Below are 12,874 nucleotides of genomic sequence, written 5' to 3'. Positions count from 1 at the left end.
GCATCGGAGCCACAACCGCGCCCCGACCCCGGTAGACTGGATAGGTTGCCCGTCAGGGCTCCTAAAACTCCACCGAAAGGGTCACCGTGATTTCCGTTGCCGATTTGGAGCTGCGCGCCGGCGCACGCCTTCTCATGGAGGGCGTCTCGTTCCGCATCGACAAGGGCGATAAGATCGGCCTCGTCGGGCGAAATGGTGCAGGCAAGACCACCATGACCCGCGTGTTGGCCGGCGAATCGCTGCCAGCCGGTGGCTCCGTCACCACCTCCGGAACCCTCGGTTACCTGCCGCAGGACCCGCGCACCCCGAACATGGAGCAGCTGGCCCGCGACCGCATCCTTTCGGCCCGCGGCCTGGACATCATCGTCGGCAAGCTCAAGAAGTGCCAGGACGACATGGCGTCCGAGGACGCGGCGGTGGCCGCCAAGGCCATGCGCCAGTACGACCGCATCGAGGCCGAGTTCATCGCCGGCGGCGGCTACGCGGCCGAGTCCGAGGCCGCGGCGATCTCCAACAACCTGTCGCTGCCCGAGCGCCTGCTCAACCAGCCGCTCTCCACGCTTTCCGGTGGACAGCGCCGCCGCGTCGAGCTGGCCCGCATCCTGTACGCGGACGCCGAGACGCTGCTGCTCGATGAGCCCACCAACCACCTCGACGCCGACTCGATCACCTGGCTGCGCGGCTTCCTCGCCAACCACCAGGGCGGGCTGCTGGTCATCTCGCACGACACCTCGCTGCTCGAGGCCACCGTCAACAAGGTCATCCACCTGGACGCCAACCGCGCCACCATGGATGTCTACAACCTCGGCTGGAAGCGCTACCTGGCCCAGCGCGAGACCGACGAGCGTGCCCGCAAGCGCGAGCGCGCCAACACCGAGAAGAAGGCAACCACCCTGCTGGCCCAGGCCAACAAGATGAAGGCCCGCGCCTCGGGCGCCTCCGCCGCACAGTCGATGCTCAAGCGCGTGGACCGCCTGATGGGCGGCCTGGACGACGTCCGCGTCGCCGACCGCGTCGCGAACCTGCGCTTCCCGGATCCTGCCCCCTGCGGCAAGACCCCGCTGATGGCCGAGGGCCTGTCCAAGTCCTACGGCTCCCTGGAGATCTTCACCGACGTGTCGCTGGCGATCGACCGGGGCTCCAAGGTCGTCATCCTGGGCCTGAACGGTGCCGGCAAGACCACCCTGCTGCGCATGCTCGCGGGCGTGTCCACCCCGGACACCGGCGACCTGGTCCCGGGCCACGGCCTGAAGATCGGCTACTTCGCCCAGGAGCACGACACCCTGGACGTCGACCGTTCGGTGCTCGAGAACATGCGCTCGGCGGCCCCGAGCCACATGGGCGACAAGGAGGTGCGCGGCATCCTCGGTTCGTTCATGTTCTCCGGCGACGACGTCGACAAGCCGGCCGGCGTGCTCTCCGGCGGCGAGAAGACCCGTCTGGCCCTGGCGACCATCGTGGCGTCCAGCGCCAACGTGCTGCTGCTCGATGAGCCCACCAACAACCTGGACCCGGCCTCGCGCGCCGAGATCCTTTCCGCCCTGTCCAACTTCTCCGGCGCCGTGGTCATGGTGTCACACGATGAGGGCGCTGTCGCCGCGTTGAACCCGGACCGCGTGGTGCTGCTGCCGGACGGCGACGAGGACCTCTGGAACGATTCCTACCTCGAGCTGGTCACGCTGGCCTAGGGACTGGATCCACGCGTGAGGGGCTGCACCAACTTGGTGCAGCCCCTCATACGTTTAACCTCCAGGCGTTCAACTACCCGGCATGCAGCCGGAGTGCCGATGATGGAAGCTACACCTCGACGAGGAGCACCAACGTCTCGCGCAGCACCCCGTCGTGGGCCATCGCATCCTCAAAGGCCTTGGATTGCATTGCGATCAGGAGGGTGTCCATATCTGGAACATCCATCTCCACCGCGACCTGCGTCGGGTTCAACGGGTCCACGAAGGTGCGGACATGGGTGATGCCCAGCGGACCGAAGAGCTCTGCGCGCTTCCGAGAGGCAAGCCAATGCTCCATGTCCTTGACATCGTGGCGGGCGATCACGGTTGGCATGGCGTGTCCTCTCTACGGGGGCCGGCGGTCCGCGGGCCCACTGTTCTTCACGCTACGGGCCGTTCGGCGCCCAAACAAGATTTCCGGGGGCGCTTCCGGACCGGACCTTGGCCGACCGACAAGCGCCGCCCACCAGGCGCCAGCCAACCGGGTGCCCAGGGCGGCAAGCGAAAAGCGGCCCTGTTCATCCTGAATTGCCTTCAGGATGAACAGGGCCGCTTCGTCGTCGTGACGGCGTTGAATCGACTGCCTGCCGGATCAGCCGGCGTCGGGGCGCCCGGAGGGCTCGTGCTGCGCCGCCCGGCGCTCGAGCTCGTCGAGGTACGCGTCCTCTTCGGCCTCGTCGGTGGGGGTTCCGTCGCGGCGCACGAGCTTCTTGGGACGCTTGCGCATCCGGTGGGCCTGGTGCAGGACCGGTTCCTCGCCGCGCAGCGCGGCCTCGGCGGCCTCTTCGCGGTCCTCTCGGTTGATGCGGGCCTGCTGCTTGGCGGCATAGCCGAAGCCGATGAAGACCAGCACGCCGAAGGCGAACCACTGGAAGGAGTAGGACAGGTGCGGCCCCTCGTCCTCCTCGGGGCGTTGAAGCTGGGTGGGCGCGGTGGCCGGGGCCGGGTCCTCGAGGAACATCAGGCCGTAGCTGCCGGTGGCGATCGGGTAGTCGAGCTTGGCGGCGAAGGCCGGAAGGTCGATCGACGCCAGCTGCCCCTCGGGCGCGCCGCGGTCCAGCTTCGGCTCGCTGGCCTTCAGCCGCACCTGGACCTTCACGGTACCGTCCGGGGGAGCGGGGATGCTGTCCGGCTGCCCGGCATTCTCGTTGCCGATCGGCAGGAATCCGCGGTTGACGATGACGGTGGTGTCGTCGGTGGTTCGGAACGGCACCAGCACCTCGTAGCCGGGCCGGGAGCCTGAGATCCTGTTGCGCACGATTGTCTGGTCCTCGGCGAGGTAGCTGCCCTCCAGGGTGACCGGCGTCCACTTGGCGTCGGCGGGAAGCTGCTCAAAGAGCGGCTTGGCCTGTGCGAACGGGATGGGTGCCGCGTCGAAGTTGCGCTGCACGTGGGAAATCTCGGTCAGTGCTTGTTCGCGCCTATCCATCTGCCAGTTGCCCAGGAAGGCGAAGGCTATGGCGAAAAGGCAGACCAGCAGGAGCCAGCCGATCCAGCGGGTGCTGGCCAGGAATCGATACACGCTAGTTAGTTCTCCTTGGAAATGGCGTCGCCGGCCGATGACTGGCCTGTTTGGGTGGCAAGCGGCAGTCGCTGCTTGAACAGCAGGCGTTCGGAAAGGTAGTTTTCCAGCCAGTCGGCGTGCTCCGCGCAGGCCAACCAAATCTTGCGGCGTTCCGGGGTGTGGATTTTCGGGTTGTTCCACAGCAACTGGATGCTCGCGTCATGGCGGCATCCCTTGCGGGAGCACTTGGCTGGCCCCGCGGGTTCCGGGGTGGATCCGGAGCCGGAGAGGCTATCGAGCAGGTTCACTTGCCGTCCTTGGTGTTCGGATCTTCGGGGCCCGCGGAATCAGGGCCGTCCTGTGCGGGGTCTGCCGTGCCGGTTGCTGTCCCGCCGGCACCCGGCTCGTCGACAAACGATCCATCGATCGTGTCGGGGGCGTCTTGGGGATAGTGGTCCGGTTCGGTTTCAGCTGTCCACCGGCCGGTGCCGGCCTCGTCGGGCGCGGCCGAACCGGGGTCGGGCGAAGCCGTGATCGAACGGGGTTCATCACCGGCAAAAAATTCCGCGGGCGGTTCGCGTTTGGTCAGGTCGGCGCCGCCGTTGGCGATCACCACCGCCACGTAGGGCAGGACGATCGCCCCGGCGAAGCACACCCACTGGATCCATCCATGGGTGAAAAAGGCCGCAAGGAAGCAGGCCATGCGCACCGACATGGAGATGGTGTATTTGAGCACGCGTGAATTCTGCTCCACGGTGTGGGATTCACGTGCCTCGGTGATTCGATGCACCTGGGGCCCGTGCTCGTGATGATGGTGAGTGGGATGTGGCTCGCTCATAGTTCTTCCGTCGATCCGTCGATCCGTCCTTGTCATTGTCTCACCGACAAGTCTCGGGGTACGAATCGGGAACTCCCTCGGCGGGAATCCCCGGCCAAGATCGGTCGGGGCCCGGGATGCGATCGGGACTTCTTCGGACCCAACCCCGAACCGCCGCGCGCTAGGATTGAAGCAGTAGAAACCACTAGCCCCTGATTACGTCTTTTGGAGGATCCATGTCCGAAATCCCATCCGCTCCCGCCCGCAGCGTCCTGGTCACCGGCGGCAACCGCGGCATCGGCCTGGCCATCGCCCGCGCGTTCGAGGCCAACGGCGACAAGGTCGCCATCACCTACCGCAGCGGCGAGGTCCCGGAGGGACTGCTGGGCGTGAAGGCCGACGTCACCGACGCGGCCTCCATCGATGCAGCCTTCACCGAGGTCGAGGCTGCCCACGGCCCGGTCGAGGTACTGATTGCCAACGCCGGCGTCACCCGCGACACCCTGCTGATGCGCATGACCGAGGACGACTTCACCTCCGTCATCGACACCAACCTCACCGGCGCCTTCCGCGTGATCAAGCGTGCCTCCAAGGGCATGATCAAGATGCGCAAGGGCCGCATCGTGCTGATCTCCTCGGTGGTGGGCCTCTACGGTTCGCCGGGTCAGGTCAACTATGCGGCGTCCAAGGCCGGCCTGGTGGGCATCGCCCGCTCGCTGACCCGTGAGCTAGGTTCCCGTGGCATCACGGCCAATGTCGTGGCCCCGGGTTTCATCAACACGGACATGACCGCCGAGCTGCCCGAAGCAACCCAGAAGGGCTACCTGGCATCGATCCCGGCGAACCGCTTTGCGGAGTCCGAGGAAGTTGCAAACGTCGTCCGCTGGGTTGCCAGCGACGAGGCCGCCTACATCTCCGGCGCCGTGATTCCGGTCGACGGCGGATTGGGCATGGGCCACTAAGGCTTTTCCCCATCGCTGAATGTCGGGGTCTCCGCAGTTGCGGAAGCCCCGACATTCATGCATTGATTTCCAGGTCTCCCGCGGTTGCCTGCCGATAGGACCAAGCCGCCGAGGGCGCTCTAACGGCTGTCGGGAGCTGCCACTCGCAGCCGATTCCGTGACTACGCACGGTTCCCGAGCTCGCCCCGTCCGGGGGACTGCTTGAAGGGATTTCCTCCAATCCTGTCGCGTCCTTGAACGGGCTGCTGATCTACCCGGACCCAGCCGGGTGTCGTGACATCGTCACGCTCGTTTTCGGCCGTGTTCCACCCCGCCGCAAAACCCCCTGTTGTTGCCGCGCTTCCTTCGCCGTTTAGTTCCGTGTATTTGGCGTGCTTTCCCTGGTAGTGCGGGGCCCATGCCGCTTGTTCTTCGATGCGAGGGACGCTTCCGGACGCCCAAGCGGACCGCGATTGCGAGCAAGGGTCTGCCGGTCAGCGTTTCCCGCTGGCCAGTAGGGGAGGGCATATCTTCCTGCCCAGCTGCCGCGACGATGTAGCCCGTGCCCCTCGGTGAAGTCTCGTTTGCCCGGGGCGTCAAAGTTGCCCGAACTATCGTCGCTTCGAGCGAAAACTGCGCCTGCCCAACGCGATTTTGAGCACCGTCACATCACGAATGTCTGGGTGTGCATATCCATGATCAGGTATTATACCTAGATAAATTTTTTACTTAGTCCGACAAAAACCACACCGGTCAGGCGCCCGACTCGCCGCCAAAACAATCAACGACACACGGGCCTGCCGGGGGAGCCGGACGCATATCGCAACCCGAGGCTTCTCATTTCCGCGAGCCCATGTGAGGCGCCACTACGGGGCCTGCGGGGTGCACCGGAAGCGCGGCGGAGGCAATAAACTGGAACTGATACCGGCATGGAACGGGTGCGGCCGCACAGCGTACTTGTCGGATGAGCAGCGAAAGAAGACCACGCCATGGAAAACCTGAAAACCCGCCTGCGCGAAGACATGAAGAACCACCTGAAGGCTGGAAACCGTGTTGAGTTGATGACTGTGCGGAACCTGCTTGGTGAAATTAATACGCGCGAAAAGGGCGGCAAGACCCCGGTGGAGCTCGACGACGCCGCCGTTACCGCATTGCTTCAGAAGGAAGCCGCCCGCCGCCGCGAAACCGCTCAGACTTACACCGAGGCAGGGGCCTTGGACCGCGCCGCGTCGGAGAACGCAGAGGCAGAGATCATCGAGGCGTACTTGCCGGCACCGTTGGATGCAGCGGCTGTGCAGGGCATCATCGATTCGGCCATCGCTTCCTTGAGTGCCGACGGCGTGGAGCTGTCGATGCGCTCGATGGGATCGGTCATGAAGCTTGTCAGCGCCGAGGTCGCCGGCCGTTTTGACGGCAAGGCCGTTAGCGACATGGTGAAGGCAGCACTCGCCTAAGTGCCAGGAGTTCGCACAACGGCATTTTTGGAGGTTTCCTACAAGCCTTCCGCCGTGCGTCTGCTGGCAGGATTGAACCAGCAGAACATACCTTTGTAAGAATTACCCAAACTTTCGGTGACCAGGTGGTTCCGTAGGCGCCAAGCGCAGGAAACCCGCTTCACCACTTTTAGGAGCAGAATTGACCGATCTTTCAGCCAAGGGCGCCATCGTCACGGGTTCCTCACGCGGCATTGGCGCAGAAGTCGCCAAGATCCTTGCGGCCCAGGGTGCCGGCGTTGTCATCAACTACCGCCAGAAGGCCCCGCGCGCCAACAAGATTGTTGCCGCCATCACCGAGGCAGGCGGCCGCGCCGTTGCGGTTGGTGCCGACCTCACCACTCCCGAGGGCCCGGCAGCCTTGGTTGACGCTGCCCTCGAGAACTTCGGTTCGATTGACGTGCTGGTGCTCAATGCATCCGGCGGCATGGAATCAGGCCTCGGCGAGGACTACGCCCTGCGCCTGAACCGCGACGCCCAGGTCGCCATGTTGCAGGCGGCCACCGAGAAGATGGCACCGGGTTCCCGCGTGGTCTTCGTGACCAGCCACCAGGCACACTTCATCGACCAGGTTGAAACCATGGACGCCTACGAGCCGGTGGCCCGCTCCAAGCGTGCCGGCGAGCTGGCATTGCGCGAGTTCATCCCTGCGCTCGAGGCCAAGGGCATCACCTTCGTGGTGGTATCCGGCGACATGATCGAGGGAACCATCACGGCAACCCTGTTGGACCGTGCGGAGCCTGGCGCCATCGAGGCCCGCCGTGCCGCCGCAGGCAAGCTGTACTCCGTTGAGGAATTCGGCGCCGAGGTGGCCGCGATGGCCACCGCCGATGTTTCAACCGGACACACCGAATACGTCGGTGGCGCAGGCGACTTCCTGAAGAAGTAGCCTTCCCGCCAAGTCGTGTGGGTCCCCGCTTCCTTGGTTGGAAGCGGGGACCCACACGCTTTTAACGCTTCGGCCTGCACGGCGCAGGAATCAAGGCGGCTAGCGGCAGGCTCGGGGGATTTCAGCGATGGTTGCGTTCGACGTGTAGCCACGGCCGCCGGGTTGTGATTCGCACCATTCCTCGGCAACGGCCTCGGCGGCAACCCACACCGCAGGTGTCGATGCGGCGCCGACAACGACGATGAACAGCGTTGACCACAGCCACGTCTTGCGGACAGTCGTGCTCCGCAGCATCCTGTGGAACATCAGCGCAGCTGCTGCATAGACGACGGGGAAGACCAGGAGCGGCAGGGCATGGCGCCACTGTCCATGTGACGCAGTGAACATGGATGACACGGCCCCTATGACCATCACCAAGGTGGCTATGGCCGGCAGCACCGCAAGTGCGCACACCGTTGATGCCAGGCCAACGGCCGGGCGCGATCTATGGTCGGATCGGCGCCGTGAGGCAGGCTTGAGTACATGGTTCATGGAGGTCATCGCCCATTCAAGCTATCAGGGCCGCACGACATCGGTGGATGCGCCACAGGCGATCGCGGGTCTTCGGTCTTCAGGCGGGTTGGGCTTCCGCGGCTGCCGCGGAGCCGGGCCGATGCATGAATGCGAAGAGCACCAGCATGCCGATGGCGGCGCCGATGGTGGTCTCGGCGGCGCGGTCCAGTACCAGCCCGCGGAGCGACCCCGGGTTCGCCAGGTAGCCCATGGCCAGAATGAGCGGCGTGAAGAACACCAGTGAGAGCCCGTAGTGGCGCATGATGTACAACTCTGTCGGGAACTGGAACGCGATGACCAGCAGAACCAGGAAAACGGGGTGGGGGAATGCGCCGAGGGCCAGGGCGGCAACCACCAGGCCCGCGTAGGTCCCGATGACGCGGTGGAACCCGCGTGCCATTCCCGCGGAGAGGCCGGCCGCGGACAGCGGGATTGCGGCGGACGCCATGGCCCAGTACGGGTGCCCCCAGCCCATCGCCGTGGCCAGTGAGCCGGCCAACCCGACGGCAACCACGTACATCGCCCCGGTGGCCAAGTGCCCTGGCAGCGGCGGCATCAGGTGCGGCACGGGCGTACGGCGTTTGCCGGGGTGCCACGTGCGGACCCGAAACCAGCCGGCAAACCCGACGGCGATCGCGCAGGCGGCAGAGGCGACCGCCACGAGTGCCGGCACCCAGGGGGTCGTGGCCAGCGGCGTGGCGGCGCAGGCCCCGAAGGCGAAGATGCCGAAGAACGGCCCCACGGGGCGCAGGCGCAGCCGGTCGGTGACCACCGAGCCGACGCCCGCAACCATCGTCTCCAAGGCGACGAAACCCCAGGCGCCCACGTTCGAGGCAGAGGTCAGGATCCCCGCAACCACGCAGGCGCACAGGAACGCCGCGGCGGAAACCTGGTGGAACAACCTCAACTGGTGCGGTTCGCCGCGTCCGTACATGCCGGTGAAGCAGCCGAACACCGCATACATGACCAGGTTGTGGTGCCCGGTGGCCAGCAGGACCAGGGAAGGAATGGCCAGGCCGACGAACATCCGCAACGCGCCGCGGTGCTCGCCGCCGGCCGGGGGGATGTAGAAGAACGCCTTGGCTGCCGTGCCCCACTGCCTTGCATTCTTCCCGATCACGAAAAAACCCTATATCGAGGGCGCCTCCCGGCGGGAATCGGATGACGGCAGTGGTCCGTCGTGTTCGGATCCGGTCGGCCCGGTTAACCACAAAACGTCCCGGCCCGCCCTGGAGGGGGAGGGCCGGGACGCTTCGTCGAACCGGTTCTGGTGCGTTTTGTTGCTGCTACTTCTCGCAGACGACCTTGTTCCACGGCGAGTAGGTCCACGACTTGGTCTCGGCCGGCAGCGTCTTCTCCGCGGACGTGCGCGAGCGCGTCACGTTGATGGAGAAGCCCTTCTTGCCGCCGTTTTCCGGCTTGCAGTTGGAAGCCGAGTTGCGCTCGGTGCCCGGGTTGGTGAAGTTGTACTTCGCCGAGGAGCTGGACGTGACGGTCCAGTACGGGGTGCTCCACAAACGCGTGTGGACGCGGCCGCCGCCGACCCAGGCCTCGACCAGGACGGCGTAGGGGGTGTTGTTCTTCCACTGCATGTCCACCTGGCCTTCCCAGAGGGTGGCCTCGCGGCCGGCCGGGTATCGGTCGAACCAGCGGCTGTGCGGCTTGTGGGTGATGTCGTCGTAGCCGGCCAGGAAGCCGGCGTTGTACATCTGGGTCGAGATCTGCGACAGGCCTCCGCCGACGGCCTCGGTGGCGAATCCGTTGACCACGACGCCGGAACCGTAGTACCCGTTGGCGGCGGTGATCGGGCCCAGCGCCTTCTCCAGGGAGAAGATCTCGCCCGGCTTCACGATGACGCCGTTGAGCCGGCGCGAACCCGCCAGCAGGTTCTTGGTGCGAACGGTGTCCGCTGCCGGGTACGGAGTGGAGAAGTGGACGATCTCCTGCTTCACGCCCAGGGCCTTGGCCTTGGCGGTGGTCAGCTCGGGCTCCACGGTGGTGAGCGACACCTTGGCGGTGCGCTCCGGGTCCTTGGTTGAGGCAAGGACCTTGTCCGCGAGGCCGTCGGGGTCGATCGACTTGCCGGTCTGCGAGGGGATCACCTTCGGGGCGCCTCCGGACAGCACGATCTGCGCGTCCTTGGCCGTGGACTTGAAGCCGTCCGAGCCCTCGGCCGCAGCCTCGATGAGTTTGTCGGTGTCCAAGGACATGGTGACCTTGTCGCCCTCGTTCTTGAAGGACGCGGCGGCAGCCAGCTGGGCGGGGGAGAGGCGTGCCGTCGAGGTGCCGTCGGTCAGCTTGACCGGACCGGCGACCAGCGGCTCGACCGTGTCTTCGAGCAGTTTTTCGAAGGCCTTCGTCGAGACCTTCGGTTCCTGCTTGGTGACGGGCAGTTCCACGGGATTCTCGGGGGCGAACCATCCGGCACCCACGGTCTTGACGGCGGCATCGAGGTCGACCTCGATGCCGGTCACCGGCTTGGTCAGGTCGGGCTTGGCGCCGTCGAAGTCGAGCTTGCCCTCGGCCGTCTTGGTGGCGAACTTCGGTGCGAGTTTCGCGAGTGCGTCGCGGAGCTTGGCCTCGTCGATGGTTGAAACGGGCTCCACCGACTGGGAGCCGGTGAGGCGTTCGACGATCGTGGCCGGGTTCAGGTTGAACCCGGTCAGGCCGGCGAGCGTGGCATCCACGTCGATGCCCAGGCCCGCCTTGGAAGGCTTGAGGGTTTCGGTCTTCTTGCCGACGGCCAGCGTGACGGGCTCGGTCTCCATCGGCTTCAGCTTGGTCTCGAGGAGCTGGCGCGCGTCCTCCGGCGACAGCGAACCGACGTTGACGCCATGGACGGAGGTGTTGGCGGGAATCTTCGCTCCGGCATACGCCGCGGCGCCGCCGTACAGCCCACAAGCCAGCAGGACGGAGGCCCCGGCAATGTACCAAACGCGTCGGGACTTCGGTTGGCGAGCGCGCTTCACATTGTCCATATCTTCACTGAGCAAGACGTCTGTTTCTCTTCCATCGATGGCACGGCCTGGTGCCGCATGTCAGGGCGCGGACGCACAACAAAGTGGTCAACCGCCGAATAAATCCTACCGGTGTACTCCAATCGCCGGAGTAAATATCCGGCGTTCGGGGCAAATCGTTATGCGATTCCCACCAGATTCACAATGACATCAAGGCGGGGGAGATCGATCCGGGCGTCCGCGGCGTCGCGCAGCGCAGGCTTTGCGTTGAACGCCACGCCGAGCCCCGCGGCGCCGACCATGTCCAGGTCGTTGGCGCCGTCGCCAGCGGCAATGGTGTGCCCGATGTCGATGCCGAGCTGTCCGGCCCAGGTGCGCAACATGGTCTCCTTGTAGGCGCGGTCGACCACCCGTCCGTTGACGGTGCCGGTCAGTTTGCCGTCCTCGATGCCAAGGTCGTTGGCGCACGCGAAGTCCAGGCCGAGCTCGGCGGCCAGCGGGTCCAGGATCTGGGCGAAGCCGCCGGAAACCACGGCAACGTGGTGGCCGGTCGCCTTGAACGTGGCGATGAGTTCGCGGGCGCCGTCGCTGAGTTCGATCATCGAACGCACCTGCTCGATGACCGCGACGTCCAGCCCGGCCAGAGTCTTCACCCGGGCGTGCAGGGACTGGGCGAAATCGAGTTCGCCGCGCATGGCGGCCTCCGTCACCGCGGCGACCTCGGCCTCGCGGCCAGCGTGCGCCGCGAGCAGCTCGATGACTTCCTGCTTGATCAGCGTGGAGTCCACGTCCATGACCAGCAGCATCTTCGGGGCGCGGACCAGTTCGGACGGCACGACGGAAATGCTCAGGGCGCGCACTGCGGGGTCCTCGGAGCGGGCGTTGTTGCCATCGAGCGGGCTGGTCAGGGCGCGCAACTGCCGCACGCTGCCGGTGACCTCCCAGCGGGCGCCGCTGCGGCCGGGGCCTTCGAACGCTTCCTCGCTGATCACCCGGTGGCCCGCGGCGGCCAGGGTGGAGCGGAGCCTGGCCGGCTCAACGGGGTGCGGGGCAGCGGAATGGAACACAATGAAGGCTGTGGGATGCATGTTCCCCATTCTCCCGCGACGGCGCATTCTGCCCAAAACGGTGCCTCAAATGTTGCAGCGCGTGTAGAACTGTGCGTCGGTTGGGTCAAAACCGGTTCGCTGGCCTAGTGTTTTACCCATGAATGAAGTGCTGGGCCTGGCCGACGTCTCCGTTGTACGCGGACGCAAAGACTTACTGACGGACATCAACTGGCAGGTTAAAGAGGGTGAGCGGTGGGTCGTACTCGGACCCAACGGAGCCGGAAAAACCACGCTGCTGCAGATCGCCGGTGCTCGCATGCACCCCACGCGCGGTGTTGCCGGCGTGCTGGGCGAGGTGCTCGGAGCGGTCGACGTCTTTGAGTTGCGCCCGCGCATCGGCCTGTCCTCGGCGGCCCTCGCCAACCACATCCCGGAGCACGAAACCGTGCTCAACGTGGTGCTGACCGCGTCCTACGGCATGACCGGACGCTGGCGCGAGGCCTACGAAAAGCTTGACGAGCGTCGCGCGTTCCGGTTGTTGCACGACTGGGGCATGTCCACGATGATCAACCGCCCGTTTGTCACCCTTTCCGAGGGCGAACGCAAGCGCGTGCAAATCGCCCGCGCGCTGATGACCGACCCGGAACTGCTGCTGCTCGACGAGCCCGGGGCCGGCCTGGATCTTGCAGGCCGCGAGGACCTGGTGGCCCGCCTGAGCGAACTTGCCAACGACGAGGAAGCCCCCGCCATGGTGCTGGTCACCCACCACCTCGAGGAGGTCCCCCCGGGATTCACCCACGCGATGCTGCTGCGCGACGGGAAGCTCGTTGCCGCCGGCCCGATCGCCGAGACCCTCACCGAGGAAAACCTCTCCGAGACTTTCGCCCTGCCGCTGAGCCTGCGCGCCGAAAACGGCCGCTACAGCGCCGTCGCCAAGCACTAGGG

Annotated in this window: 13 protein-coding genes; 5 read left to right on the top strand and 8 right to left on the bottom strand. The window is 65.8% G+C overall.

All coding sequences use genetic code 11. The features are described 5' to 3' along the window. Positions 1-86 precede the first annotated feature (86 nt). Positions 87-1,688: an ABC-F family ATP-binding cassette domain-containing protein gene (locus tag ACIQLF_RS06610; RefSeq protein WP_400295877.1), complete on the top strand. Its 1,602-nt coding sequence runs from the start codon at positions 87-89 to the stop codon at positions 1,686-1,688. 109 nt (positions 1,689-1,797) lie between these two features. Here the strand turns inward: ACIQLF_RS06610 and ACIQLF_RS06605 are convergent, their stop codons facing one another. The 4 genes from ACIQLF_RS06605 to ACIQLF_RS06590 all read right to left on the bottom strand — a co-directional run bounded on the left by ACIQLF_RS06605 (position 1,798) and on the right by ACIQLF_RS06590 (position 4,069). Next, entirely contained in the window at positions 1,798-2,061 is a 264-nt protein-coding gene (locus ACIQLF_RS06605) for a hypothetical protein (RefSeq protein WP_400295874.1), read from the bottom strand. A 258-nt stretch (positions 2,062-2,319) separates the two neighbouring features. Continuing rightward, entirely contained in the window at positions 2,320-3,249 is a 930-nt protein-coding gene (locus ACIQLF_RS06600) for an SURF1 family protein (protein WP_400295871.1), read from the bottom strand. Between the two features lie 5 nt (positions 3,250-3,254). Further along, positions 3,255-3,539, bottom strand: coding sequence for an acetone carboxylase (locus ACIQLF_RS06595; RefSeq protein WP_400295869.1), 285 nt, complete (start codon positions 3,537-3,539; stop codon positions 3,255-3,257). After that, positions 3,536-4,069 carry a DUF3099 domain-containing protein gene (locus tag ACIQLF_RS06590; RefSeq protein ID WP_400295867.1) on the bottom strand — a complete coding sequence of 178 codons (534 nt, stop codon included), beginning with the start codon at positions 4,067-4,069 and terminating at the stop codon, positions 3,536-3,538. Before ACIQLF_RS06590 ends, ACIQLF_RS06595 begins: the two co-directional genes overlap by 4 nt. Positions 4,070-4,284: 215 nt before the next feature. Between ACIQLF_RS06590 and ACIQLF_RS06585 the strand changes: the two genes are divergently transcribed. The 3 genes from ACIQLF_RS06585 to ACIQLF_RS06575 all read left to right on the top strand — a co-directional run bounded on the left by ACIQLF_RS06585 (position 4,285) and on the right by ACIQLF_RS06575 (position 7,371). Next, a complete protein-coding gene (locus ACIQLF_RS06585; protein ID WP_400295864.1) occupies positions 4,285-5,010 on the top strand; it encodes a beta-ketoacyl-ACP reductase in 726 nt (241 codons plus the stop codon). A 968-nt stretch (positions 5,011-5,978) separates the two neighbouring features. Next, on the top strand, positions 5,979-6,443 hold the full coding sequence (locus ACIQLF_RS06580; protein WP_400295862.1) for a GatB/YqeY domain-containing protein: 465 nt from the start codon (positions 5,979-5,981) through the stop codon (positions 6,441-6,443). Between the two features lie 181 nt (positions 6,444-6,624). Next, the gene (locus ACIQLF_RS06575; protein WP_400295860.1) at positions 6,625-7,371 is read left to right on the top strand and encodes an SDR family oxidoreductase; all 747 of its coding nucleotides are present in this window, start codon (positions 6,625-6,627) and stop codon (positions 7,369-7,371) included. A gap of 99 nt (positions 7,372-7,470) precedes the next feature. Here ACIQLF_RS06575 and ACIQLF_RS06570 read toward each other — a convergent pair whose 3' ends face one another. The 4 genes from ACIQLF_RS06570 to serB form a co-directional block, all read right to left on the bottom strand. Further along, on the bottom strand, positions 7,471-7,758 hold the full coding sequence (locus tag ACIQLF_RS06570; protein WP_400295857.1) for a hypothetical protein: 288 nt from the start codon (positions 7,756-7,758) through the stop codon (positions 7,471-7,473). Between the two features lie 223 nt (positions 7,759-7,981). Beyond that, positions 7,982-9,043 carry an FUSC family protein gene (locus ACIQLF_RS06565; protein WP_400295854.1) on the bottom strand — a complete coding sequence of 354 codons (1,062 nt, stop codon included), beginning with the start codon at positions 9,041-9,043 and terminating at the stop codon, positions 7,982-7,984. Positions 9,044-9,209: 166 nt separating this feature from the next. Then, on the bottom strand, positions 9,210-10,901 hold the full coding sequence (locus tag ACIQLF_RS06560) for a VanW family protein (protein WP_400295852.1): 1,692 nt from the start codon (positions 10,899-10,901) through the stop codon (positions 9,210-9,212). Positions 10,902-11,059: 158 nt separating this feature from the next. Then, on the bottom strand, positions 11,060-11,968 hold the full coding sequence (gene serB / locus ACIQLF_RS06555; protein ID WP_400295849.1) for a phosphoserine phosphatase SerB: 909 nt from the start codon (positions 11,966-11,968) through the stop codon (positions 11,060-11,062). 118 nt (positions 11,969-12,086) lie between these two features. Between serB and ACIQLF_RS06550 the strand changes: the two genes are divergently transcribed. Then, complete coding sequence (locus ACIQLF_RS06550) at positions 12,087-12,872, top strand: ABC transporter ATP-binding protein (protein ID WP_400295847.1); 786 nt, start codon at positions 12,087-12,089, stop codon at positions 12,870-12,872. The last annotated feature ends 2 nt before the right edge of the window (positions 12,873-12,874 follow it).

The organism is Paeniglutamicibacter sp. NPDC091659 (assembly GCF_044756805.1).
Taxonomy (GTDB): Bacteria; Actinomycetota; Actinomycetes; order Actinomycetales; family Micrococcaceae; genus Paeniglutamicibacter.
This window is presented reverse-complemented; position numbering and strand designations above follow the sequence as displayed.

Coding starts and splice junctions, on each gene's coding strand:
- ACIQLF_RS06550 (WP_400295847.1), top strand. CDS start 12,087: ATGAATGAAGTGCTGGGCCTGGCCGACGTCTCCGTTGTACGCGGACGC.
- ACIQLF_RS06580 (WP_400295862.1), top strand. CDS start 5,979: ATGGAAAACCTGAAAACCCGCCTGCGCGAAGACATGAAGAACCACCTG.
- ACIQLF_RS06585 (WP_400295864.1), top strand. CDS start 4,285: ATGTCCGAAATCCCATCCGCTCCCGCCCGCAGCGTCCTGGTCACCGGC.
- ACIQLF_RS06560 (WP_400295852.1), bottom strand. CDS start 10,901: ATGGACAATGTGAAGCGCGCTCGCCAACCGAAGTCCCGACGCGTTTGG.
- ACIQLF_RS06590 (WP_400295867.1), bottom strand. CDS start 4,069: ATGAGCGAGCCACATCCCACTCACCATCATCACGAGCACGGGCCCCAG.
- ACIQLF_RS06605 (WP_400295874.1), bottom strand. CDS start 2,061: ATGCCAACCGTGATCGCCCGCCACGATGTCAAGGACATGGAGCATTGG.
- serB (WP_400295849.1), bottom strand. CDS start 11,968: ATGCATCCCACAGCCTTCATTGTGTTCCATTCCGCTGCCCCGCACCCC.
- ACIQLF_RS06570 (WP_400295857.1), bottom strand. CDS start 7,758: ATGTTCACTGCGTCACATGGACAGTGGCGCCATGCCCTGCCGCTCCTG.